The sequence below is a fragment of the Empedobacter sp. ULE_I140 genome (assembly GCF_053482575.1).
This window is the reverse complement of the sequence record NZ_JBQMTX010000001.1, coordinates 1,095,934-1,108,115: the sequence shown is the minus strand read 5'-3', so window position 1 is coordinate 1,108,115 and position 12,182 is coordinate 1,095,934. Positions and strand designations below refer to the sequence as shown.

11 protein-coding genes are annotated in these 12,182 nt (G+C 31.2%); 5 read left to right on the top strand and 6 right to left on the bottom strand.

Annotated elements, in window-relative coordinates:
- Window positions 1–178: 178 nt before the first annotated feature.
- The 6 genes from ACTS9J_RS05295 to ACTS9J_RS05270 all read right to left on the bottom strand — a co-directional run bounded on the left by ACTS9J_RS05295 (window position 179) and on the right by ACTS9J_RS05270 (window position 7,038).
- Window positions 179–1,426 (bottom strand): T9SS type A sorting domain-containing protein, encoded by a 1,248-nt coding sequence (locus ACTS9J_RS05295; RefSeq protein ID WP_286496081.1) that lies wholly within the window; start codon window positions 1,424–1,426, stop codon window positions 179–181.
- A 123-nt stretch (window positions 1,427–1,549) separates the two neighbouring features.
- Window positions 1,550–2,944: an HmuY family protein gene (locus ACTS9J_RS05290; RefSeq protein WP_312351381.1), complete on the bottom strand. Its 1,395-nt coding sequence runs from the start codon at window positions 2,942–2,944 to the stop codon at window positions 1,550–1,552.
- A 10-nt stretch (window positions 2,945–2,954) separates the two neighbouring features.
- On the bottom strand, window positions 2,955–5,096 hold the full coding sequence (locus ACTS9J_RS05285; protein WP_219034425.1) for a TonB-dependent receptor plug domain-containing protein: 2,142 nt from the start codon (window positions 5,094–5,096) through the stop codon (window positions 2,955–2,957).
- A 229-nt stretch (window positions 5,097–5,325) separates the two neighbouring features.
- Window positions 5,326–5,541 carry a helix-turn-helix domain-containing protein gene (locus ACTS9J_RS05280; RefSeq protein WP_286496083.1) on the bottom strand — a complete coding sequence of 72 codons (216 nt, stop codon included), beginning with the start codon at window positions 5,539–5,541 and terminating at the stop codon, window positions 5,326–5,328.
- A 23-nt stretch (window positions 5,542–5,564) separates the two neighbouring features.
- On the bottom strand, window positions 5,565–6,059 hold the full coding sequence (locus ACTS9J_RS05275) for an AraC family ligand binding domain-containing protein (protein WP_286496084.1): 495 nt from the start codon (window positions 6,057–6,059) through the stop codon (window positions 5,565–5,567).
- Between the two features lie 64 nt (window positions 6,060–6,123).
- Window positions 6,124–7,038 (bottom strand): IS481 family transposase, encoded by a 915-nt coding sequence (locus ACTS9J_RS05270; RefSeq protein ID WP_280046477.1) that lies wholly within the window; start codon window positions 7,036–7,038, stop codon window positions 6,124–6,126.
- Between the two features lie 56 nt (window positions 7,039–7,094).
- On the opposite strand from ACTS9J_RS05270, the gene ACTS9J_RS05265 reads away from it, so the two are divergent.
- The 5 genes from ACTS9J_RS05265 (at window position 7,095) to ACTS9J_RS05245 (ending at window position 12,128) form a co-directional block, all read left to right on the top strand.
- Window positions 7,095–7,739 (top strand): porin family protein, encoded by a 645-nt coding sequence (locus tag ACTS9J_RS05265; protein ID WP_286495437.1) that lies wholly within the window; start codon window positions 7,095–7,097, stop codon window positions 7,737–7,739.
- Window positions 7,740–7,865: 126 nt separating this feature from the next.
- On the top strand, window positions 7,866–8,396 hold the full coding sequence (locus ACTS9J_RS05260) for a DUF6597 domain-containing transcriptional factor (RefSeq protein WP_416410976.1): 531 nt from the start codon (window positions 7,866–7,868) through the stop codon (window positions 8,394–8,396).
- Window positions 8,397–8,450: 54 nt separating this feature from the next.
- Complete coding sequence (locus tag ACTS9J_RS05255; protein ID WP_448352972.1) at window positions 8,451–9,329, top strand: IS982 family transposase; 879 nt, start codon at window positions 8,451–8,453, stop codon at window positions 9,327–9,329.
- Between the two features lie 27 nt (window positions 9,330–9,356).
- Window positions 9,357–9,692 carry a helix-turn-helix domain-containing protein gene (locus ACTS9J_RS05250; protein WP_416410978.1) on the top strand — a complete coding sequence of 112 codons (336 nt, stop codon included), beginning with the start codon at window positions 9,357–9,359 and terminating at the stop codon, window positions 9,690–9,692.
- 66 nt (window positions 9,693–9,758) lie between these two features.
- On the top strand, window positions 9,759–12,128 hold the full coding sequence (locus ACTS9J_RS05245; protein ID WP_448352971.1) for a TonB-dependent receptor domain-containing protein: 2,370 nt from the start codon (window positions 9,759–9,761) through the stop codon (window positions 12,126–12,128).
- Window positions 12,129–12,182 lie beyond the last annotated feature (54 nt).

Genomic DNA, 12,182 nt, shown 5'->3' with positions numbered 1-12,182 from the left:
AAACCGAGGACTCAGGTAAAGTAAAACAACTATGTTTGTAATAAACCGAGGACTCGGGTAAGGATAAACAGACTTACTTTGGAAGAATGCCTACGAAGTTATATACATCCAACTCTAATAAAAAAGGTCGTCTTTCCAGACGACCTCACACAAAGAGACAAATAAAGTACTCAAAACTTTATTTCAAAACTATTTTTTTCGTTTCAACTTTATCGGCAGATTGTATTTTTACGATGTAAATTCCAGCCGAAAGTTTACTTAATTGTATTGTTTTATTTGTAAATGATGAAGTTGGTTGATAGCTTTCCTGATGCACCAATTGTCCATTTATCGCATAAATTTGAATATTTAATGGAGACGATTTCGCTTCTTGCGAATTGTACACCAAACCAATTGTTTTCGGTTGAGAAGCGGTATAAATATCAAACTTCGTTTTGGCTAATTCTGTTGTTCCTAAATTAGCTGTTACATTTTCGTAATCGAATGTTATTTTTCCTGTAGAAGATCCTTCAAACGTTTTGAAAACCAATTTATAAATCTGATTTGTAGATGTATTTTTGATAAAATGATTCGTAGGATTCACTACATAAGACCAACCCGATAAGGTTTTCCAATTATATCCAACTGCATTAATATCTGCTACATAAGCCATATCATCAGTAGGATTTCCAGATTCTGTTTTCGCCACTTTGATCAAATCACTTTGCAAAACTCCCGTTACCGTATACATCACAACATCACCCTCATTCGTTGTAAGTGGTGTAACATATTTTGTAAATTTCAAATCCCATTTACTTTGGTCTGGCTCTGGTGTAACTGCTTTATCAGTCAATAAACTATAATAATTGAACAAATTTGTTGGATTGGTTTTATGCGCAAGATTTACTTTTGTATCAGCCGACCAAGTTCCATTTGTCAATTTAGAATACGTAAAATTATATTCGCCTAAAGGAGCTGCAAAATTATCTATTTTCAATTTCACATATTCTCCTGTTGCATATTTCAATACAAAAATGATTGAACCATTTACGTAATGATTTGCAATACTATAATTACCCCAACCATATGTCGCAGAACCATTATTGAAAGCGCCTTTTTGCCAATCTGTGTCCGAATTGTACAAAGCTGTCCACGTAGATAAATTAGCAACATCAATACTATTCCATTTTGAGACATCATTCGACGCTTCGTAAACTTCTATCCCTGCGCCATCGTTTACTCTAATTCCTGTAGACATATTCGATTTTCGATAAAATGATATCTCCCAATCGTTTCTATTTACAGAATTCGTCGATTGGTCTGCCAATCCGTAATAAACATCATTTGTATAACCAGCACCCATAGTAACTTCGCCTTTTATGGTTTGAGCATTTATTACAACAGATGTTAGAATGATTGATGCTAAAAGTGTAAATTTGTTTTTCATGATATAATAATTTTTTAATTGTTAATCAGAATTAGAACAGTCAATCCGAGAGATTACACTCTGACCCGTATGACTCGGATTGACGCATTCTAACCACTAATAATGAGTATGTTTATGATAAATTTATTTGATAAGTTTATATTCAAATTTTGGATAACCTCTCACACCAGAAGCATTCAGAAAAGCTAACATTTTAATTTTGTAATAATTATTTTCTGCATCTTTGATGATATAAAATCGATCCGAAAATAATTTTTGAGGTGCAGTAACTTGTCGCCAAGAATCACCAATTGCACGCTGATCGTCTAAAAATTTTGTTTCATCAATCATCGTTTCATTAAATTTTTCGTAGGTAATTTCATTGGTTACATCTACACGATAGGCTTTTGCACCCGCTTTCAAATTATTGACCACATAATCCGAATATCCATACGAACCATTTCCTGTAATAAGATTAGTAAAAACTGTAAAGTTTAAATCCCATTCTAATTTTGAAGGTTCAACATTTACAAGATCATTCGTCGTAAAACTGAAGTGAACAAAATTGTGCGTTGTCGTTTTTGCAATTACTTTTTCTTTGTAAGTCGTATCATCCAAATCTGCATATTGCATCACATATTGCTCGTCTTTTTTGATGAATTTCACTTTTTTCCAACCGCGCGAATTTCCAGCAACAGCTGCCGAACCAACCGCAGGCGTTGAAGTTCCCACTTCGTAACCCAAATTCAGTAAATAAACTGGATTATCCGACTCTTTAATTTCCCCAATCGCTGTTTTCAAAATATCTCCAGCAGGATCGTCAACATATTCTTTGTTCGAATCTGTAAATGTACCTACCGCAACTTCGTTGATTAATTTCCCAACCGATGCTTTTGTTACTTTCGACAAATCGGTTTCGTCCAACGCTTTTACCGCCATATAAATAGAAGTATTTAACATCACGCGGAAATTTGTTCCATTATAAAACCCTAAATCCCAAGAATCTCTTTTTACCTTTGTTTGCGTTCCTTTACTTAAGTCTACATAAACTTGATATTGCTCATTTGGTCCGCCAATTTCCACATCCATTGTTCCTCCAATCGAATTTTCGAAAGAGATTTTTGTTGACGAATATCCTTGAATAATCGCTGATGGATAATCAATTTTTGTAATTTCAAACTGAATCGTTTTATCAGAACGATCAAATGGATAAATCAAATTCTTAAACGTAAAACTTGTTGACGTTTCACCTTTTTTGATTGGTATAATAATTTCTTGATTTGTAACTGCAACAGAAGTTGAATAATCAACATTATAAGTAGCTTTATCTTCGGTTATTTTAATATGAATTTGTCCATCTTGTTCTGCAACTTTAGAATAAATTAGATTTATTGTTTTCTCATTATCAATCTTACTAAAATCGATGCTTGCATCCTTAAAAGCAACAACAAAATCTTGTCCAATTGGATTGTTTTCATCATTACATGACCACAAAAAAGAAAGACTAAACAATAGGATATATATAAATATTTTTTTCATGATTTTTTGATTAATTAATTCCTAAATTGAAGGTAAGTTTAGCAAAATACGAACGTCCATATCCATACAAAATACTTGTAGAACCTTGGCTATGCGCACCATCATTTCCAGATGAACTGTTCAAATACTTTACATCAAAAAGATTTCTTGCACCAATTGTTAAACTAAGTTTTTTGTTCCAAAAACTTTGTCTTATTGACGCATCTATCCAGTTAAAAGCTTCTTGTTTACCTTTTACTAAAATTTGTTCACTTGTATTTGACGGATTATTTTTCAAGACAAATTGCTCTTGAGCTCCATTGTATTTATAGAAAAGTGAGAAAATTGTATTGGTTTTTGGCAAAGTGTACGAAACATTTGCATTGATTTGCGTTGAATAGAAATATTTATTTTTAACTGAATTTACAGCAACTGCTTCATCAATATCTTGCTTGATGCCTGTCAACGTAAAACCAACTCCTCCCGAAAATTGATGGACTTTGAATTGATTCAAATACGTAATACCTTGTACATCGTAATTATCAATATTACGATATTGATATTTCAATGGAGATTCTTCGACAACAATCAAATCAATCTTATCTTTCAGATTAATTTTCCACAACGATACTTTTTGCTCTAATGAATTATTTTCTCCGATATACCAATTCTTTTTTAAGTGAACAAAAGCAGAAACTCCTTTTTCTGGATTCAGATTTTCGTTTCCTTGCACATTATGATTGACGTCTACGAAATACGAATACATTTCCTCATAATTTGGCAAACGTGGTGAAGTACCAACAATCGCGCGCAATTCCCATTGTTTTCCAAATAGATATTTCGCACTCAAACTCATCACATACTGCTTATCAAATTGCTCCGAAAACATCACGCGAGCGCCTGGACGAAACGAAAGTTTATCATTTAGATTAATTTCAGAAGAAGCAAAAAAATCATACGTTCCTAATTTTCTTTCTATAGGTTTTTGGAAAAATTCTCCTGCCGAAGTTGAAGCAAAACCTTTTGTTTGATCGATTTCATAACCAAATTGAAAATCGAAATAATCATTTTTATTGATAAAATTGCTGAACATCCCTTTCGAATAATACACTTTTCGACTTTCATATTCGAATTTGTTTACATCATGTTCAACACCTTCAAGAATTTCATAATTATACGATTTCAATTTTCTTTTTTGTTCTTGATACGAAAACGAAACATCATAATTAATTGCTTTTCTAAATCGTCCTGAAGCATTTAAGTGATTGTAAATACGATCTGTTGTGTACACTCTATCTTTTCCAAAATAATCTACCGTCGCAGTTGGCGCATTCGGTGCAAGAGTTGGATTGGGATCGTAATACTTAGTTTCTTCGTTGAAATATTCGAATTTATAAAACAAACGATAATTGTCTTTTTTATATTGAACAAATGCCTTTGCTGCATTTTGTTCTTTTGGCAACCATTCGTATCCTCTCAATCCGTCATTATTAGGATAATTCTTTCCTTTTTTATCATCAAAAAATCCTTGAAAATCATTACGTGAAAAACTTAAATTAGCGTAGATTTTGTCTGAAAATTTATGCCCGATTTTCAAGGATTGTATATGTCTTCCTTTATTTTTCCAATTGTATTCATCTCCAATTGTTTCCTCTTGCAAAGTCGCAGAAATATCAAATTTATTCTTCCCTCCTTTTTTAGTAATAATATTGATTACTCCCGCAATAGAATTTGCTCCATATTCCACTCCCATCGCACCTTCTACGATTTCTATTTGTTGAATATCATCTAAGTTAATCTGCGTTAAATCGGTATTATTCCCTAAACCTTCGTCGTTAACTAATGGAATATTGTCCACCAAAATTTTGAAATATTGTGCATCCAAACCAAACATTTGCACCGTCGATTTTCCTGTAGAAGAACTCGGAATAATATTCATATTCAATGTTTGATTTAAAACATCTGCCAATGTGTTTCCTGCTTGTCTCTCGATCATTTCTTGCGAAATCACTTTTACTTCGTAAATAGATTTCTTGACCGATTGCGCATTATATTGCCCAGAAATCACGGTTTGTTCCAAATTAATCGTCGAATCTTTTGGAAACGAATTAATTTCTTGAGCCTGTAGAATTAGTGTTGTAAGTAAGCTTAGTAGAAAAAAGCGCCTCTTCATTTGTCCTTAATTTTATTATTTAGAATTAGTCTAATAATTAATAAGACAAATGTAAACGAATTTTTTAATTTATTTTTATTTATTCTAAATTAATTTATTGAATAGTGATAAAAATCGAGCTTCGTCTTCTAATTCTGATAAAAGAATGAGATGTTAAAACATTATTAATCAATTTAATTGTTAAAGAATTAAATTAAGGAAAGTAAAAATTGAACGAAATTAAAACGAATTATTTTCGTTTAGGTTTTGTTTTCGTAACAGCAAAATAAGACGCTGTAAAAGCAGACAAACTTTTGTAACCGACTTTATAAGCGATTTCGCTCAATGTAAAATTATTGGTATCTATTAATTCAATACTTCTTAGAATTCGGACAAGTTGCATATATTTTTGAAGTGTAATTCCTGTTTCTTGTTTGAAAATTCGTTGCAAATTTCGAGCAGACATATTCGCTTTATCTGCTAATTCATTTAGATTAAAATTTGTGTATAATGAGAATGAATATATTCACTTACAGGAATTAAACGTCTATCAACAAGAACTGGCAATTCTAGATTATGGTTTTCATCGCAAAAATGAGGCAAACTATACAACATCGAATTTAAGAAAATCTTTTGCTCCTCCTCTTCAACCAAAAATTTATTCCATTTTGAAGCGTATAACATCATTTCCTTTAGAATCGGCGGTGCAACAAAAACATGGATATCGTTGTAAAAATCTTCCTTAAAAACTTCTTTAAATAAAATCAACATTGGATTGACCGTTTTCGCCTCGGAAGTTGTACGATGTAGCTTATTTGCAGGAATCCAAATCACTTGATTTTGAGGAACTAAATAAATCTTTTGTTCGATATAAAAATATTGGTAACCTTCTTCAACATAATTCAATTGGAAATAGTCATGCGAATGAACCTCATCTGCATTTTTACGATTTTTCTCGTACCAAACGTATGTATTGGTTGTCATATGATCCGAATATTCTCCAATAATTTGTTGTCGTACTTCATGACTTCGTAGACTTTAAATATAATTATTTTAGTTTTAATTTTAGTATTTCATAAGGAGTTTTTCCTTTAAAAGATCCATGTGGTCTATTGAAATTATAAAAATTTTCCCATTGTTCTAATTTTTGATTTAGATCAACATCATCAGTATAGCTTAAAAGTTGATAAAACTCTTTTTTATCAGTTAAATGAGATCGTTCAACTTTCCCATTTAACTGAGGCGTTCCTACTTTTATAAATCGGTGTCTCATTCCTAAATCTTGAACATGCCAATGAAATTTTGATTGAAATTCATGTCCGTTATCTGTTTGAATTGTATTAATTCTGAAAGGAAATTTATCTACAACATAATTTATGAAATCAATTGAACTTAATTGATTGTGCTTTTCATAGATTTTAAGCGCTCTAATTCGTGTAGCATCATCAATTGCTGTATATTGAAATCTCTTGATTTTATGGCCATTTGCATCTTGAAAAATTAGAAATTTAACATCAACCTGTACATGATGACCTGGTGTTTCTTTTTCATATCGAATACTATGCATAGCTCTTCTAGTTGCCTTTCTGTCTAATCGACCTACATTATTGCGTTTTAGAATACGATAAACACTTGATTCTGATATTAAAATATCATGATAACGTTCTAAATACCATTTAATTCGCCAAGTCCCTAATTTATGTTCTTTTCGAAGTTCTAATACTTTATTTACAATTTCTTGCTTGATTTGATTGGGAAATGTACGAGGAGTTGGTTTTTTTCTAAGTAAACCTTCTTCTCCATGTTCATCATATGCCTTTTTCCATTTATAAAATGTACTCTTTTTCACGCCAAAAAATTTATATGCTATAGAGTTATTTCCATATTCTTTGGCATATTTTAGAACTTGTAGTTTTTTACTATAAGTTAAATAAGCTGCTATTTCTTTTGTCTTTTTAATCATCATAAAGCTATATTAGTTTTTTACTAATTTAGTCTACGAGGATATGACGTACCCACATTGGAGGAGCTTCACCGATTGGAATGCCTGCTGAAATCCGAAAAATTGAAAGCTATAACCCTACTTTGCAATTAGGAATAGGTATAAATGCAACAAAGTGGCTCAACGATAAACGTGAATTAGGTGTTCGTGTCGGATTAAACGTAGAAGGTCGTGGAATGAAAACACAAGCGAAAGTAAAGAACTATTACACACAAATACAAAACGATACTGGAGCACAAACCAAAGGCTTTTTTACAGGACATGTCATTACCGAAATGGATAATGCTTATGTCTCTATGCCGGTTCTATTGGTATGGAACGCGTCTACAAAATGGAATTTATATGGCGGATTTTACTTTTCTGCCTTGATTGATAAATCTTTTTCAGGATATATTTACGATGGTGTTTTTAGAGAAGGAAGTCCAATCGGTGAACCTACAACATTTGAAAACACAGCAAAAGGTTTGTACGATTTTTCTGATTATTTAAGTCCTTTTCAATTTGGAAGCCAACTAGGAACTGAATATAAATTAAAGAATCATTTCAGTTTATTTTTTGATGTAACAATGGCTCACAAACAGGTTTTCAAAAAGAATTTCGAAGCCATTTCATTCAAAATGTATAACATATATGGAAATGCAGGATTTGCATATAATTTTTAATTCCTCAAGCATAATATTAAAATAATTCGAACTTACAGGTAACATACATCAAACAAAAGCGTCTATAGAATAGAACACGCTATCAACGTGTTATTCGCTAAAATTGATTTTATTACGTGTACGTTTATGAAAACCGAAATTATACAACCTCATCATCCTGAATTAAAAAATATCGTTCAGTATTTCATCCTTTTCAAATCTAAAAAAGATGAAAAGATTGACTATTCAACTTTCCCTAACACCAATTTGTGTCTTGCCATTTACAAACAGAATAAAATCATTCTCGAACAGAATAAAACAAACAAACATCTTTTTACCTTAAAAGGAAATGCTACATACAAAAGTTATTTATCAGGATTTCACGAATCTAATCTTAATGTAAGCATTGATGCTTCTTTAGATGAAGTTTGCATCATTTTTCATCCAGCTGCGTTACGCTTATTTACAAATATTTCGTACGATGAATTAATTAAAAGTGATGAAGTTTTCGAAATGATTTTCCCAAAATTTGCAACAGATTTTACAGAACAATTATTTGAGGAAAAGAATTCGTTGAAAAGAATTTCTATGCTCGAACATATATTATTGAAAAGCTTAAATCAAGATTATTTAAATACTAAAACTAACCCGTTGTGCATTTTGATTAATAAAGAATAAAGTTGTTCATTTGATTGAAAATCAGTAAATTGTTTTAACCACAAAACATTCACAATGAACAACTTACTTGCAAATTACGAAAGAATATTGGAAGTTCTACGAAAAATATCAACAGATACACTTTTAATTTATCAACGTAGAAGACCTAAACTTTTTGATTTAGAACTCATCAGTCTTGTCTTAACCGCTGAATTTATGGGTCTTGATAGTGAAAATCATTTATTTCGAAATCTTCCTAATGCGTTAAGTTGTAAAATTGAGCGTAGTATTTACAATCGTAGAAAACGTAGATTATCAGAGCAAATTAATAGTATTCGCCTCAAATTAGCGAAAGAATTTAATGAATTTGAAAATTGTTTCATAGTTGATAGTATGCCGTTGGAAGTGTGTAAAATAGCAAGAATTAATCGCTCGAAAATTTGCAAAGAACATCAGTATAGTGCACCAAATAGAGGTTTTTGTGCTTCTCAGCAAATGTCTTTTTATGGCTATAAACTTCATGCTATTTGTTCTTTAAATGGTGTTTTCCAGAGTATTGATATCAGTCCCGCATCTGTTCATGACATTCATTTTTTGAAAGATGTTAAAACTCAAATGTATGATTGTTTGCTACTTGGAGACAAAGGATATTTGTCACAAACAATTCAAATTGACTTATTTAATGAAGCCAATATTCGATTAGAAACACCGAAAAGATCCAATCAAAAAGAGTATAAACCTCAGTTTTATCCATTCAAAAAGTATCGAAAAAGAATTGAAACTTTATTTTCTCAACTATGTGATCAGTTTATGATTAGACGAAATTATGCAAAGACTTTCGAAGGGTTTAAAACCAGAATTTTAGCTAAAATTACTGCACTTACTGTGGTTCAGTACATTAATAAAACATACTTTAATCGAAATATTAATAATCTAAAAACTCAAATTATTTAAAATGCACAACGGGTTAAAACTAAAGAAATCTTATACCTTATTCAACAAACAGATGAATTAAAAGTTGGTCCTTTAGCCAAACAACTTTCGATGAATGAATCGACCTTGTATCGCCTGTTTATGAATCAAATTGGGCAAAGTCCAAAAACTTTTTTGAAAACAGTTCGATTTAGAAAAGCGCTAGATTCTATTCTCCATTTCGAAAAAGAAAAACTTACGCATATCGCTTACCAAAATAATTACACCGATCAATCTCATTTTATCCGCGATTTTAAAGAAATTACGGGACAATCGCCCAATCAATTAAGAAATAAAACAAGCATTCAACAAGAACAATTGGCTTGGATTTATGCGCAACATTAAGCTGCACGATTTTTACAATTTTTTCTTTCTTCTATACTTTTTCTTTGTTATAAATAAATACAACATATGAAAAATCTTATTTTGATTAGCTGCTATTTGATTGTCTTTAGCTTTTGTTCATCAGTTTTTGGACAACAATTTTCGATAAATGGAAAAGTGATCAATCAACATGATAAAGCACTTGAATTTGCTGATATTCTTCTTTTTAAAAATGATAGTTTACTTATCAATCAAACATATACAGATAGTATGGGATTATTCTCTATGAAAATAGATGCTGGAAATTATTTACTTAAAATAGAACAGTTTGGCGTAGAATTTTATTCGAAAGAAATAGAAATTAAGCAAGATAAAGACTTAGGACTTATCAAAATTCAAGATGCTACAACTTTAGAAGGTGCAACGGTTACAGCAAAAAAGAAACTAATTGAACAGAAAGTTGATCGTCTGGTTTGTAATATCGAAAATTCTATTGCTTCGCAAGGAATGTCTGCTTTGGACGCTTTACGAAACACACCAATGGTGAATGTACTGAATGATAATATTTCTATTGTAGGAAAAGGAAATGTTTCAGTTATGGTGAATGACAGAATGCTTAATTTATCAGGAAACGAACTTACTAATTATCTACAATCGCTTCGTTCTGATGATATTGCGAAAATTGAAATCATTACAACTCCTCCTTCAAAATATGAAGCACAAGGAAATAGTGGAATTATTAATATTATTCTAAAGAAAAATCCTAATATTGGCTGGAGCGGGAGTGTAAATTCTTCGTATCAAAAAAATTCTTACAGTGGCTTCAGAACAGGTGCTACAGTGAATTATCAATCGAAAAAATTAAGCACTTCGTTGAAATTAAGGCAATTTGATATGGCTTATAAAGCCGTTGGAGCTCGAGATCTTTTAAGCAAAACTAACAGTGTCTACAACTCGGAAACAAGAAAAGATACGCCCGATGGTTTTGGGTTAAACTACAGCCTTGATTATAAAATAAATGAGAAACAAAACATCGGTCTTATTTACGACTATTCCAATCAGCATTATAATATGAAGACGGATGGACTAAGCCATTATGAAACAAATTCTATTATAGATTCTACATTAGTAACCCTTCAAAAACAACGTTGGACAACACCAACACATACTTTGAATACTTATTATGACATAAAATTGGACAGCATTGGTAAAAAACTAAGTTTTACAGCGAATTACTTGAACGATAGTCCTAATAAAATCAACAATTTAAATACTTTTAACAACACGAATCAGCATAATGCTATTGTTCGAAATAATAGTAAAATGAAATATGCGATTTATTCGGTACAATCAGATCTTACGCTTCCTTACAAATGGCTGAACATAGAAACTGGAGCAAAATATACACTATTGGATAACAAATCGAATGTGGAATACTATGAATTTGATGAAGCAGATTTTGTTTTGAACCCATCGAATAGCAATATTTTTCATTACAAAGAACACAATTATGCGGCTTATGTTAGCTTTCAAAAAGATTTCAATCAAAAATGGTCAGCAAAAGCTGGTTTACGATACGAATACACTTCGCTAGAAGGTTTTACACCAAATGACGAAAACAGCAGTCTGAAAAAGAACTACGGAAAATTATTTCCTACAGCTTATATCAGTTACAAACCAACTACAAATCATTCGTTCAGTATCAATTATTCCAAAAGAATAAATCGTCCCAATTTTCAATCTTTAAATCCATTCCGTTGGTACACGAATCCGTATATGTATTACACAGGAAATCCTAAATTACAACCATCATTTAATGATAATATTGAACTAAATTATTCGTACAAAGGAAAATTTACATTTGGACTTTACAATCAATTTAGCCAAAATAACACATCGAATATTGCACGTTTTTCGGACGGAATTTACAGCAATGTAATAGAAAATAGTTATGACCAAAACAGAACGGGATTCAATATTGGATATTACAACACATTTTTCAAAATTTGGGAAACCTCAATCAATGCAAATGCATCTTATACAATCACAAAACCGACCATTTCTGAATTGGAAAAACTGAAAGTTTATTCGATGTCATATACCTTTTACAACACTATTACATTAAATGAGAATAAAACGTGGTTTTTGATGCTAAACTTCTGGCATTCGCTTCCGTTCACGTATGCCAACATAAAACTGCAAGATCAATTGGAATTTTCGCCAGGCATTAAAGCTTCGTTTTTCGATAAAAAATTACAAGCTAATTTTGTGGTAAATGATGTATTCAAAACGATTAAAAACAAAGGGTATTCGTATAATGGCGATTATCGTTCGGAGTTTAATCAATACAATGATTACCGAGGTTTCAAACTTAGTTTAACATACAATTTTGGAAATAACAAAGTGAAAGAAAACAACAAAAAAGTGAATTTCGAGGAACAAAACAGAGCAAATTAAACTTAATACAAATCTCAAAAATATCAACTTAATTGTTAACCTTTAAATTTCGCC